The sequence below is a fragment of the Mucilaginibacter ginsenosidivorax genome, from assembly GCF_007971525.1.
Classification (GTDB): Bacteria; Bacteroidota; Bacteroidia; order Sphingobacteriales; family Sphingobacteriaceae; genus Mucilaginibacter; species Mucilaginibacter ginsenosidivorax.
The window spans coordinates 5,543,943-5,557,826 of the sequence record NZ_CP042437.1; the positions used below are offsets into that span (position 1 = coordinate 5,543,943).

Here is a 13,884-nt window from a genome sequence, read left to right on the forward strand (position 1 = left end):
CGTAAAACTACCTACGTAAATACCGTATTTTAACGGTTATAAGGCGCAAATCTATTGTCGATTTTTATTAAATATTAGCTTCATATCCAACACTTATTAATTTAACTTGACTTATATCATGGCCACAGGAAAAGACATTTATCAAAAAGCATTAACCAGGAAAGGGCAAGCCTATATTGAAGGAACGCTGGCACCCAAAGACGACCCGAACTGGAATGGTCCCTGGGACTGTGCCGAACTTTGTTCATGGGCGGTTTACCAGGTGGCAAATTTAATTTATGGCTGCACCAATGACCATGCATCGCCTGCCCATGCCGATGCATACTCAGGTGCCTGGAAAATCGACGCGGAATCAAAAGGGATAATTATCCCCGTGCAAAAGGCTGCCGGTATCCCCGGCGCTATGGTACTTAGGGCACCAAGCGCGGCACTTGGCGGGCATATCGTTGTTTCGGATGGCAATGGCGGCACTATTGAGGCTAAAGGGAAAAACTGGGGCGTTGTTCAGGATACCTTAGATAACCGGCGTTGGGATTATGGGATACTGGTACCCGGCATTGATTATACCTCGCCGGAAGATGTGCCGGTTGCCCCGCCCGATTATGTAATTTACCGGTATACAAACCCCATGATGGTTGCAAAAAAAATAGGCGAGATCCAGCAGGCGCTTACCGGCGTGGGTTTCGGAACAAAAGGCATCGATGATATTTTTGGGGTAAATACACGCAACGCGGTTATTGATTTTCAGAAAGCTAACGGCCTCACAGTTGACGGTGAGGTTGGTAAAGATACCGCTGCCGCGCTGGGCATAACATTACCGTAATTCCGTCCCTGCGGGGTCTCTCGATAGAGGACCCGGCGGTTGTATGAAGTCGGTCGTAATCCCTGAAGCCGCGTTGATGCGAGGTGATCGGGAACCTCAGGGTGCTTTTTCAAAGAGGCCCCGAGGGGACGGTGTGAGTGAATTTCCCTTCCCCGCGGGGCCTTTCGGCAGAGGCCCCCCCAATTTTAGCGCAAGTCTTGTGTAGTAGGTGGGTAGGGGGCGACTTGTGATTGTTTTGTACTTGGTTCGATTTTAAAAACTAATACTCTTAAAATTTAAGCTACTTTCCATGCCTGGTTAGGTGACACCCCGAATTTTTTCTTAAATGCATTGCTAAAATGTTGAACGGACGAAAAACCTAATTCAAATGCTATTTCGGTGGCGTTTTTTCTTTTTTCCAGCAAATCGTTTTTTGCCAACTCCATCTTTATTTCGTTCAAATAGCCAAATACTGTTGTACCAAATACCTCTTTAAAGCCTTTCTTCAACTTAAATTCATTAATGCCCGCAATTCTTGCCAATTCCATTAACGTCGGCGGGGTTTCCAATTTATCCAGTATATAATCACGGGCAAATAAAATCCGTTCTTTATCATAATCGGATTTTAGGTACCGGGTATGGTTTATTTTTGAGTTATCGAAGGCTCCCGCCTGCAAAACCAATAATTCAATAGCTTTTGAATAGTAAAAAATTCTTTTTAACGACTCTGTATATCGGCATTCAAGTATAGCCCGGAGGCAGCTCTGTATTGCAATGTCGATGTTGAGGTTAGTTTCTGACAAAGCAACCAATTTACCATTAACAATATTATCTGCAAACCGTTTTAAGGCATCATTACCATCGCGTGCGATATTAAAAAAGGAATCTCTGGTAAACTGGATCATAAAAGATTTCATTTTTAATTCTTCAACCTTAATAATCCCCTCTGCCTCTTTTCCGTAAAAAAGATTATGCTCATTATTTCCTAATTCAATGATTTTGGCAGCCCCCGGAGAGGCCAACGAAAACTTTCCCTTAAGATTAAAGTACATGGTAATTAACTCCAGGTCGCCTTTCCATTCAAATTCTGTATAGCTGTTTAGCTCATATTCTGAATACATTAACCTTACGCCGTTTACAAACCACTGTTGCGCCTTTAAATTTCCAGATGGGAGAGGGATATTAAATACGCCGTCCATACTGGTATCATTAGCGGTTTTGTTTTCATAATCGGCCGTAGTGTAATGCCCTGAAAATAGCACCTTGCTATCTATATTGTTTTTAAGTTCAAATGGCATTATTCCGTTTTGTATAAGTTTTTATCCGTTAGCTGTAACATAAGCGTTTGACACCCAAGGTACATTTGTGTTACAAAAAAATGGCAGTCAGCAGGCATCCAGGCAAATGTATTGAAAGAACAAGTGACCAAAAAATCTGCGAATTACAGGTGTCTTCTGGTTACAAAGTAACTTTTAAAAATATAGCGAAGAGCCCGCATTAGCGCAATCTTGCACAGTGGGCACAGTGTGAGGCAGCTTGTGATTGTCTTGTTTTTTACCAGAAAGCTTAAAAATGGCAACGTTTAAAAAATTAAGAGAAATGATACAAATAAAAGGAAATGGAAACATAGTTTCCAAAGAGATACATGTAAGTTCATTTATACGGCTTCACCTATCGGGGAAAGGCCTTTTTGAATTAATTCAGTCGAACGAAGAAAAGGTTATTGTTGAAACTGATGAAAATTTAGTTGACTTTTTTGAAATAGTAAATTCCGGAAGAACGCTATACATATCTGCGGACGGGAAATTCAGAAAACCTGTTTATACTCAATGTATCGTAAGAGTATTTCTGCGACAAATTGACTCCCTATATATTCGCTGTGATCAGGGCGACATTAAATGTGATCATCTGATAACACTTCAAAATTTGCTGGAAATAAAAATCCAGAGTATCGGGAATACGTCTTTAAATATCAACGCACCGGCTATTAAATTACTAAGCCAATGTCAGGGAAATGTTACGCTGGAAGGCAAATGCCAGTTATTGGAAGTAAAAAATCAAAGTGAGGGAAGTTTTACTTCCAGGGAAATGGCGACGGACATTTTATTATTCAAAAATATGTCGGTCGGCGATGTTAAATTATTTGCCGAAAAACAGATTTCAATTTCGCATTATGGAGAGGGGCAGGTAAATTATTGGGGAAATGCGGTGCTAAAGGAAGTAAAACAATATGGCACAGGCCAGATAAAACATCTGGAAAACATCAATTGATACAACACAATTATCATATAAAAAACAGACAATGTCAAACAAAGCAATTATTATAGGTGCAGGAATAGCAGGACCATTATTAGCTATTCAATTAAAACGAAACGGGTATGCTGTGGAGGTTTATGAAGCGCGGGAACAGGACGCCGGTGAAGGCGCCTTTTTGGGCTTAACTCCAAACGGTTTAAACGTTTTGATGCAATACATTCCGTTAGCGTCTTTAAAAAGCGAATTTGCACATGGTTCCATGTATTTCTATAATAGTAAAGGTAAACTGATTGGCGAACTACTTACCGGCTATCAAAAAGAAAAATATGGTGCCGAAACTATCCAGGTAAAACGGGGGCACCTACATAAATTACTCCATAAGGCGGCAGAAGATGAGGGTATCATAATAAATTATAATAAAAGGGTTGTAAGCATTTCCGAAACACAGAAAGACGTTGTTGCTATTTTTGATGATAATACCAAAGTTTCAGGAAATATATTATTCGGATGTGATGGTGCATTCTCTGTTGTAAGAAAAACAGCTTTCGCAAACGCGGGAAAACCTTTGTATACAAAAAATATCGGCACCGGAGGATTCGCTTATTTACCGCAACTAAATAAACCATCCGCAGGGATCAATATGACGTTTGGCGAACGCGGTTTCTTTGCTTATGCCGTATCCAATAAGGGTGAAATTTGGTGGTTTAATAATTATTACCGGGAAAAGGAACCAGATAAGGAAGAGATTAAAACCAAATTAGATGCGGAGATCCGTTCGTATCTTTTAGAATTGCATAAAAACGATGATCGGTTATTTAGTGAAATCATAAATGCGTCGCATCAACTGTCTGTTTATCCGGTTTACGATATCCCTAAACTCGAAAAATGGTCAACCTCCAAAATTTGCCTTCTAGGCGATGCCGCTCATGCTACATCGCCCCACGTAGGGCAGGGGGCTTCAATGGCTATGGAGGATACGGTGGCGGTATTAAAGTGCATGGCACAAAACAGGGATATCGAAAAAGCGTTTAAAGAATTTCAGGCTATCCGTCAACAAAGGGTTGAAAGAATTATAAAGGAATCGCGTAAAGCGGGCGATTCGAAATCAAAGCCAAATCCTGTTGCCACATGGTTCAGAGATGTTTTTTTGAAATATTTTATCAAATCGCAGGTAAAAAAACTCGACTGGATTTATGGTTATCGGCCATAGTGGTGGCTCGGGAAAAGAATTCCGTCCCAGCGGGGAGACGCATCGAGGGGACGGGAAGATTTAAGACAAAAATACCTATTTCACCCCTCCCACCAACTTCACCTTTCCTACAACTTTCCCCAACGCTTCCACCTCTCCCCAAATATCCAATTTAGCTAATACCTCGGCCGGGATAACAGCCGGTTTATTAGCAGCCAATACCTCAGTGTAAATTTCCAATAGTTTTTTTAACCCGGTGGCGGGTTTATTGCTTAAACGGGCCAGGCAGGCGTTCAGGAGGGTTTGCAGGGCCTGGTTGTGGGGTTTGGATACCTGGAACAGGTTGGATTGTAGCAGGTCGGTAAAGCGTTTAAAGGGGCTTAATTCAATGGCCTGGTGGCGGCCAATAATGTCGCCTATTTGCTGGCTGCTGATGGTATTTTGGCTTGCGCCATGTATCCACACTTCGGCGGCGTAGGCGCGTACGGTTTTATCGTTGCTGATCATGGCCGATGCCACCAGCAGGTGCGCCATGGGGCCGTAAGCGGTGCCGAGCGCCATCATGCCCTCGAGCGCGTGGATAATAATCCTTTTATCACTCTCACTGCTAAAATCCGGGCTTTGCATCGCCGCATTGATGATTCGTGCCAGCCATAGTTCGGGATGGTTGGGGTTTAAATAAATAAGGCGCATCACATCGTTATCGGCGTCTGAACTATATCTAAAAGTTATGGTGGCCATATCATACACCGATGGGGCTATCGGCGTTTTGGCGGGCATCAGTTTGGCAAACAGGTTTTTGATGGCGCTTATTTTCTTTTCTGTTTCCTCAAACTCAATAACTATTTTACTGCGTTTGGCCTGGGTATCTACATTTTTGCGGGTAACGTAATCCCACTTTTTATAGGTATAGGGCTCTACTACAGGAGCCCAGGTAAAATTGGCGGTAAGGTAGCTGGCCGGGAGACTGCTGTATGCAAACCATTGCGGGTTTGCCGGTTGTTTGGCGCGGGTAAGGGCCGCTACCAGCCAAACAGGCTTGTATTTATACATCTCCTGTGGTTGGTATTCGCCGCCCAGCATAAAGCTGATGAGCTGGCGGTACTCGCCGGCTAATTCGCGGGCCGCCAGTTCCAACGCTTCCTGGTGGTATTCAGTCGAGCAGCGGGACACTGCCACCTGGAAATCGATATCGGCGGGCGCCACATTGGCCACCTTATATTTAATAAGCCGCTGCACCAGCGTAAGGGGAGATACCCAGCAAGGCTCGTGCGTTGGGGTGGAGAGCATGGGCAGGTTTATTTTACGCTCGAGCATAAAAAAGGCCGCCAGTAGCACGTGTTTGTGTGTTTTATAGCTTGAGCCCCTGTTCCAGCTTTTTACGTTATCTATCCGGCTGATGTACCTGCCCCATAGCTCGTGCTTTTTAAATGCTTCCATAAACGATTCGCGAAGCTGTTTCAGTTCGGTTGTTTGCAAGGGGTAAAGTTCAACCAGCAGGCGGCTGTAGTCGGCAAAAAAGGTGGCCAGCATATTATCCAGGTAACCCATGGTACTGGTAAAATCGGACGAGATCATTTTACAGGCCCGCTGGAAGGCGGGGATAAGCTTGCTGATATTTTTGGCCGTCATTTCGCCTTGGAAATGCAGCAGGGCGGCCGGCAGCAGGTCGAAATGATACGGCTGATTGTTATCAAAGGCCTGGCTGGCTAAAAATACCAGTTCATCAAAGGTTTGGGGGTAGGGTATTTGTACAAGGGCCTGTTGAGGTTCGGGTTGTTCCTGGGGATGGCTTGCTTCTGCCGGTACTTCTTCGCTGTTATCCAAAAAAGCCGTTAACAAATTGCGGGCGTCAAAAAGGAGGGCATCCTGGTAAGCGGCCAGGGCGGCTTTCAGATCTTCGGATGCAGGATCGCCATATTTTTGCAGCAGTTTGGCCGCGCGAACCTGCAAACTGTTATCCTGGTGAATAAATGCCTGGCAGCCGATGCCCATGATGGTTTCGGCTTTGTCCTTATACTTTTTAGCCAGCTTATCCAAAGTCATCAGCGTGGTGGATACCGTGGCTTTTGACTCCGAGGACAGCAGCAGCGGCACATGATCTAAAAACGCGTCGATGTTAAAACCGGCATCGTCGCAAATATCCTTTATATATTTTATGGCCGTGTTTACGGGTTTGCTGTGTGGCGAATTGAGGAGGTGCAGCAAATCGTCCTGCAAGGTTAGCAGTTCTGTTTTTGAAGGCTCGAGATGCATAAAAAGGGAGACGAACCAGTTGGCTGCATATTGGGCAAAGTTGCTGTTCGCCGCTTTTAAACACTCCTTTAAAACCCGCTGCCTATCAATTCTGCCGGCATCGCTGTGGGTTTTAAAGGCATGTGTCCAGATACCTTCGGCGGGTACACCGGGGAGGTTGAACGGTTTGTCGGCGAGGTGCACGTCCGATTCATGTTCAAAAAGATACCAGATGTGTTCGGCCAGGGTAATACTTCTGTATATGAGGTTATCGGGCAGGTAAGTTTGTTGCTGCGCTCTTCCTGCTTTATATAGGTAATAGGGAAGTAACCTGGCTAATATTGCCGGGTTAAAGCCGATGTAGCCGTGCTCCGCCATTTCCATATACCATGCATAATCTAAAAACCATATAGAAAATTCGTTGGCGGCGGGGTGGTTTATAAAATCGTTAAACCAGGTTGGGCAATACCACGGCAGTATAGCGTCCATCGTCTTTTTGTTCAGTATTCCCTCCTGATCCTGCGCAAAATCTTTGCGGTTATGGCATACAAAACCGGTTACGCCCAGTATATGGATTTGCGCGTCGGTTCCTTTACGCTTGTAACTGCCACTTTTGGTCTCCTTGTATTCCGAATAAATTTTATACAGCTTTTTTAATTCGGGCACCAGTTGCTTTTTCTGAGCCTTATCAAGCGTTTGCAAAAAGGGAATGATTTTGGCTTCCTGCCCTTTCTCTAAAATGCGGGTAAAATCGTCAACTATGCTCATGGTGGTATTAGTTGGCCAGCTTTTTTTTAACTGCTAAAATATGTTTGCAAATGCCCCGCTCGCCCTGGTTTTTACTAAACCAGGTACAGGTGCACTGGGCTTTATCGCCGTTTAATACAACCATGTGGTGTACGCCGCTGCCTTCCACACGGGCTTCTACCTTATCATCCTGTTGTTTGGTTATCTGTACCTTGCCTTCTTGCAAAAGCTTTTCGGCATCCTTTAAACGCGGGTTAAGGCTCATGATGCGGCTAAGCTTAAAGGGTAGGCGGCGGTAAAAAAAGTTGTTCTCATCCAGATCGTAGCCCAGCAAGCCAATGGCCGAGAGGCGGCCGGTAATGTTATCTACCTTTTGCATATCCAGGCCTTCGTTTACGGCCAGCAGGGTAGGGTTAAACTCCTGGTTGGCATAGCTGTAGTTATCCAGCGATTCTACCCAGTTATCAGGCACATCTTCTATCAATGATTCAAGCGCGGCGCCCTCGCCCGAGAAGCCCCGCCAGGCATCGCGTGAAATGGACAGGCTAAACCGTACTGGCCCAATATAAATTTGCCAGGTGGTTGATTGCATGGTAGCATGCGGAAACACCCGCAGCTCATCGGCAATGGCCAGCAGGGGCTCTATCAGTTTTAACCGGTGCACACCGCCAACCGTAATGGCATCGCCCGATTTTACGGGCGAAAACATGGGTTTGCCGCCGCGGGTTATCAAATAATAATCTGTTTTGGGTTTGCCCAGCGGGATGGTTTTAAACAGCTGCAAGGCCTGGAGGCGGTTAAAACTGTGCACCTTTTCCGATCCGGCCAAAAACATTTGTACCGAGGTAAGCCCTTTTATCCATTTGGTAGGCAGGGGCACTTTGCGCTCTACCACCTTTTCGCCTTCGCGGTGCAGGGCCACTTCTTTTCGGCCTACTGATAGCAGTACTTTTTCGCTTCGGCGGATATTGCTTAGCGCCGCCAGCATGGGCTGGTTAAAATCGACATTGGTGGTGCCGTTATCCAAAAACTCGCCATCGTGCCCGTCGCCCAAAATATCTACCCGGGCATACACCCCCGCGCAGTGCGAAAATCCCTCAAAGCGGATCTTTTCGTTGCCGGCCGTTACAATAGGGTCTTTAAGCATAGCCAGCTCAAACGGCGACAGGCTAAAGCTCGATTTTACCACGTTGGAGAGCGTTAGCAGGCAACGGGCCACGGTATACGGGTCGGTAAGTTGTCCCCAGAAAAAGCAGGGGGCATTATTTTTTTGTACCTCGCTGTATTTGGCCAAAAAAAGTTCGTCGGTTAATGTCGACTTTTTTAGGGTTGATGGCTGGCTATATTGATAGGTTATTGTTTCGGACATAATCTTGTTTAGGTTATACTGCGAAATAAAATTACTAAATAATTTTAGCGACGGATGAGAAGGGGGATAAAATTTTGCGTTGGCCGCGAATAACCGGCGCCTGAATGTTGCCGGTAGCTAATTTAGCTTCTGCTAATAATTTACCACGACATTTGGTTATAGCCGCTTTCGCGTTAAGGACTGAAATGGATACCGGCCGGGGGAGAGAGCCTGAGTATCAGCCGCGCTTAAGGCCTTGTGCGCGTATGAATGTAAGGCCTGGCCCCAACTTCTACCGGTTGGGGAAACGCCCATAGTTTTTTGACCTTTTTTATATGTTTTTTGCAGTGATTTGGTGTTTTACGATCATCCGCATAACAGGATAAAAAAACAAAAGTGTCCGGGAAGAGATTTTGCAGATGATTTTCTCCTCCCCGAACACCCAATCAGGCTCGCCCTAAAGCGAACACCTGTACAAACAGTTTATTATTTTACGCGCTCGATGTATTCGCCGGTGCGGGTATCAACTTTTACTTTATCGCCCTGGTTGATGAATAGTGGCACTTTTATTTCAACGCCATTTTCGGTAGTTGCTGCCTTTAATGCACCAGAGGATGTATCGCCTTTAACGGCCGGCTCAGAGTAGGTAATCTCCAGCTCAACAAAGTTGGGTGCCTGGGCCATAATGGGTTCTTCACTTTCAACAGAAACGATCACATTCATCCCCTCTTTTAAAAACCTTGCCGATGGGCCAAATAACGATTTTGGGATGCTTAGCTGATCATAGGTGGTATTATCCATAATCACCATATAATCGCCTTCTTCGTACAGGTATTGGTAATCATTGGTTTCTACACGGCAAATTTCAACCTGTTCGTCGGTTGCCAAACGGGCCTCTACAATTTTTCCGGTTTTTATGTTGCGAAATTTATCTAAGTAGAAAGCTCCGCCTTTACCGGGTGTACGATGCAGTACTTCGGTAACTGTTACCAATTCGCCGTTGTAGCGTAAAATGTTTCCTACTTTAATTTCAGATGCCTTTGCCATGAAAATATAATTATAAAATTTGTGCGCAAAGATATACGCTTTTTTGAGTATTACGTACTTGAGCCCCCTCTAAATCTCCCCCGGCAGGGGAGACTTACCTGTAAGCCTGATTATTTAACCACAATGGTTTTGCTTTGGGTGGTATGGGCGCTAAAATAGCCCAAAACTGTTGGCTTAATATTGCTCGGCGGATCGGCAGGGGTAACGCCGCCGCCGGGGCCGTTGTCGCCTTGCTGCATCAGGGTAAACCAGTAGGTATAAACGGGCTTATCTATACACTGCATTTCGACGGTTACGGTATCACCGGCATAGATTCCAAAATCCCGGTCGCTGTTGTTATCGGTGCGCAAATCGATGCTAACGGTACGGCCATCGTTAAAATCGTCATTAAAGGCATAAATTAGTTTAACTTGTACCTTGTTTACAAACATTACAAAACGATACTGGTTAACAGCGCCTGCAGGGTCATGGTAGTGAACGGTAATATTCTTTTTGTGCTTACTGCTATTAAACTCATCGTCTTTCGAGGTCAGCGAATCTAACGCAATTGGTGCGGGCATAGCCGAAGTGGCCGTATAAGTTTTTGCGCCCGTTGTTACCGTCATGGTGTAGGAGGTTCCGGGTATGCCCGAAAGTGTATTGGCCGTGTAGGTGCCCGGGGTAACTTCTGTAAACGCGTAGTTTTTGCCGGCCTGGTCGGTTACGACAACGGTAGCCCCCGTAACCGGCGGATAAGTATTGGTGTTTGAAAAGGGTACATTTTGGCTCAGTTTTATAGTTTGAGGCCCGGTTGCGTTGGTAATATTGCCTTCAATAACCAGTTTGCCCGTATTGTTGCCCAGGTTAAGATCAATAACTTTGGTACACGAGTAAAGGAGCGGTAAGGCAAGTAACAATATGATATGGAGTTTGAATGTTTTCATGAGGCTTAAAATTTAAAGTTCCAGGTAATTGATGGTATCTGGGTGGCAAAAATGCTGGTCTCGGCAGCCTCGGTTGTGTTGGGGCTGGTTTTGCTGTCGCGGAAGGTAATGCTATATGGGTCGCGATGTGCATACACGTTGTATATACTAAATGTCCAGCTGGAGTGGTATCTTTTGTGCTGCTTGCCTTCTAACGTAGCGCCAATGTCAAGCCTGTTGTTTGCCGGTTTACGATAGCCGTTACGTTCCGAGTAGGAGAAAGTGGTAAGCCCGCCAACATTGTATTTGCCTGTTGGGTAAGTAACGGCGCTACCGGTTTGATAAATGAACGAGCTTGAAAAAGATAACCGTTTGGTAAGCTGGTAAATGCCAACCACCGATAGGTCGTGCGTACGGTCTTGCCTTGATGGGTAGTAACGTCCATTGTTGATAGCCGCAAATTTATTCTCCGTACGTGATAGGGTATAACCTATCCAGCCATTAAACCTGCCATATTTTTTTTTCAAAAACAGCTCAATACCATAAGCCCTGCCCGAGCCGTAGGTGAGCAGTGATTCCACATCCTGGTTGGCTATCAGCTGCGCACCATCTTTATAGTCAATTTGGTTTTGCAGCCATTTGTAATAGGCTTCGGCCGAAAATTCAAACAGGTTATCCTTGAAATTGCGGAACCATCCGGCTGATACCTGGTCGGCAATTTCGGGTTTAATATTGTTGCTGCTCATCACATAAAGGTCGGTTGGCGAACTGGTGGTAGAGTTGGTAAGCAGGTGTATGTTTTGCGTGTTACGGTTATAGGATACTTTAACGGAACTGGCATCATTTAACTGGTAACCGGCAGATAGCCTTGGCTCCAGGTTAAGGTAACTTTTAACGGTTGAACCAGAGCCGTATCTCGTAGAATCGGCAGCCTTGCCTGTGGCATCATATGACTTAAACGTGCCAGGGCCAATGAGAGAAAATGAGCTGAGCCTTATTCCATACAATATGCTTAGTTTGTCGCTAACTTTCCAATCATCGCTGAGGTAGGCGGAGTTTTCATAGCCAAAACGCTTTTCGATGCTTTTGGAGTTGAAGCTGGACGAAGCATCGGTAGTGATATCGCCGGGAGCTATGCTGTGGTGCAATATGTTAATGCCGAATTTAAGCCGGTGCTCATTATTAACCGCGTATTGCAGGTCTTCTTTTAAATTAAAGTCGGTGATTTGCGAGGTGGCCTTAAAGCTGTTATCGCTCAAAAAACTCTCGATGGCATAGTTATAATTGCTAAAAACTACCGAAGTATTAGAAAATAGCTTACTGCTAAAAATATGGTTAAACCTTACGGTGCCTGTGGCATTGCCCCAGTTGGTGCCAAAAAGGTTTTTAAGCCCCAATACATCTTTACCAAAATAGCCCGACAGGAAAATCGTATTATGGTCGTCAAAATGGTAATTGGCCTTGGCGTTAAGATCATAAAAGTAAAGCTTGCTGCCTTTGATGGTCGAATCTTTGGAGGCCTTTAAAAAGAAATCGATATAAGTTCGCCTGGCGCTTATCATGAATGATCCTTTATCCTTAACAAGTGGCCCCTCTACTTTAAGCCTTGATGCGATAAGGCCCAGGCCGCCCTGAACCGTAAAATCTTTATTATTACCATCATTCATCTTGATATCAAGTACCGATGATAGGCGGCCACCGTATTCGGAAGGCATACCTCCTTTGTACAGGCTTACATCTTTTATGGCATCGGAGTTAAAGGTGGAGAAGAAACCAAACAAATGCGATGCGTTGTATACAGTAGCCTCATCAAGCATGATCAGGTTTTGATCTGAGGCACCACCCCGCACATAGAAGCCCGAGTTTCCCTCGCCACCCGATTTTACGCCCGGCATCAGGGTTATTGTTTTTAAAATGTCCTTTTCGCCCAATACTACCGGCACCTGGTTAATCTGGGTCATGTTTAATCGTTCAACCCCCATTTGTGGCGAAGCTATCTGGTCGTTATTGGGCCGGTTGGCGTTGATAACCACTTCCTGCAGTTGGCTTTTGGGTGACAGTGAAATGCTGATAGGCAAATCATGCTGAAGCGAAACCTGTTTTATGATGGTTTCATAACCTATGTAGCTAAAAAGCAAGGTATATGAGCCATCGGGTACAGCCAGGGAGTAGAAGCCATAATTGTTGGTGGCCGTGCCCACAGAGGACAACTCTTTAACCCTTACAGATGCGCCAATAAGTGTTTCGCCGGTTGCAGCATCTTTGATGGTGCCGCTGATGATATGCCTTTTTTGAGCAAAAGCCGATAAGGCGAATAATGAAAATAGAAAAACAAGTAGTGATTTGGTCATTTAAAATGTTTTAAACAGGTTACCCCGGGGTTGCCGGCAACAGGTTGTTTGCGGAATTCCGATCAAAAAACAAGCGCTGCTATCTGCCCTTTAAGACGACCGGAAAGCCAAAACATTTCATGAATTTGTAAAAAAAAATACGGGTCTGCTTATCTCGCTGTTTTCCAGCTAATTGATTGGCTGCCCCGGTGCTATAATAAGATAACACGTCGGCTTATGATGTTGTACACGGTTGGTATACTTTTGCGCTACTTTTGTTATCTTTTTACACACTTTTGCAATACTTTTAATCACTTTTGCTACACCAATTAAAACTATTTTTACACTCAAGTTATTGTAAATAAGTGTATTGTGTGTTTTTATTGGGGATTGGGCTTTTTTGTGTAAAATCCCGGAATGGAAAAGCGGGCCATTTTTTGTTTCGATACAAGATACTGAAAATTTGGCAAATTACCGGCAAAAATTGAAATGATAAATACGAGTGGATACCAATAGAGCTGACAACAGCTATCCGGCGCAGTGCCCATTGCCGGTTCAAACCCGAACTGCCAACCACGAGTGCTTACGCGGAACTCCCCAACCGTGTCGTTATTACACAATAGTAGTAGAAGTATTTCTACAAACTATTAAGAAAGTAAAAATAAAGTGCCGTTTTATTTATTTTAATTAAGATGTAACCATTGGTACTGTTATTGAGTATAAATTAATATCCTTCTCAAAGGATTGTTTTTCATAGGTAGATGTAGGGCCGATCAAAAAACTGCGAGAGTTTTTCGGCCCTTTTTTATGAAATAAGGTTTTTAAGGCGCTGCCTGAAAATTAAAAAAGAGTTTCATTGCTTAGTACATACCCATAATCTGTTTAATATTTACACAAACATTGGCTTTGAACGCTGGCTAAGACTCACCCGGCGAGGCTACGCCCGCCACCCTCTCTTCGGCTTCGCCGGAAAGAGGGGCTTGAAAATTTATTGTTTATTTTTTCTTTATAATATATTGATATTCAAT

The 13,884-nt window shown here is 44.5% G+C and carries 9 protein-coding genes; 3 read left to right on the forward strand and 6 right to left on the reverse strand.

The genetic code is table 11. The features are described from left to right. The first annotated feature begins 118 nt into the window (after positions 1–118). Positions 119–823 carry a peptidoglycan-binding domain-containing protein gene (locus FSB76_RS23135; RefSeq protein WP_147057587.1) on the forward strand — a complete coding sequence of 235 codons (705 nt, stop codon included), beginning with the start codon at positions 119–121 and terminating at the stop codon, positions 821–823. 275 nt (positions 824–1,098) lie between these two features. Here the strand turns inward: FSB76_RS23135 and FSB76_RS23140 are convergent, their stop codons facing one another. Beyond that, positions 1,099–2,100, reverse strand: coding sequence for a helix-turn-helix domain-containing protein (locus tag FSB76_RS23140; RefSeq protein WP_147057589.1), 1,002 nt, complete (start codon positions 2,098–2,100; stop codon positions 1,099–1,101). Positions 2,101–2,374: 274 nt separating this feature from the next. On the opposite strand from FSB76_RS23140, the gene FSB76_RS23145 reads away from it, so the two are divergent. Further along, positions 2,375–3,073 carry a GIN domain-containing protein gene (locus FSB76_RS23145; RefSeq protein WP_147057591.1) on the forward strand — a complete coding sequence of 233 codons (699 nt, stop codon included), beginning with the start codon at positions 2,375–2,377 and terminating at the stop codon, positions 3,071–3,073. Between the two features lie 31 nt (positions 3,074–3,104). Next, positions 3,105–4,268: an FAD-dependent oxidoreductase gene (locus tag FSB76_RS23150; RefSeq protein WP_147057593.1), complete on the forward strand. Its 1,164-nt coding sequence runs from the start codon at positions 3,105–3,107 to the stop codon at positions 4,266–4,268. A gap of 75 nt (positions 4,269–4,343) precedes the next feature. Here the strand turns inward: FSB76_RS23150 and FSB76_RS23155 are convergent, their stop codons facing one another. From FSB76_RS23155 to FSB76_RS23175, 5 genes are all read right to left on the reverse strand, one after another. After that, positions 4,344–7,250, reverse strand: a complete 2,907-nt coding sequence (locus FSB76_RS23155) for a DUF6493 family protein (RefSeq protein ID WP_147057594.1) — start codon at positions 7,248–7,250, stop codon at positions 4,344–4,346. Positions 7,251–7,257: 7 nt separating this feature from the next. Then, positions 7,258–8,598 carry an SWIM zinc finger family protein gene (locus FSB76_RS23160; protein ID WP_147057597.1) on the reverse strand — a complete coding sequence of 447 codons (1,341 nt, stop codon included), beginning with the start codon at positions 8,596–8,598 and terminating at the stop codon, positions 7,258–7,260. Between the two features lie 465 nt (positions 8,599–9,063). Then, positions 9,064–9,624, reverse strand: a complete 561-nt coding sequence (efp, locus tag FSB76_RS23165; RefSeq protein ID WP_147057599.1) for an elongation factor P — start codon at positions 9,622–9,624, stop codon at positions 9,064–9,066. Positions 9,625–9,734: 110 nt separating this feature from the next. Further along, on the reverse strand, positions 9,735–10,547 hold the full coding sequence (locus FSB76_RS23170) for a DUF4249 domain-containing protein (protein WP_147057601.1): 813 nt from the start codon (positions 10,545–10,547) through the stop codon (positions 9,735–9,737). 5 nt (positions 10,548–10,552) lie between these two features. Further along, positions 10,553–12,877 (reverse strand): TonB-dependent receptor, encoded by a 2,325-nt coding sequence (locus tag FSB76_RS23175; protein WP_147057603.1) that lies wholly within the window; start codon positions 12,875–12,877, stop codon positions 10,553–10,555. Between the last annotated feature and the right edge of the window lie 1,007 nt (positions 12,878–13,884).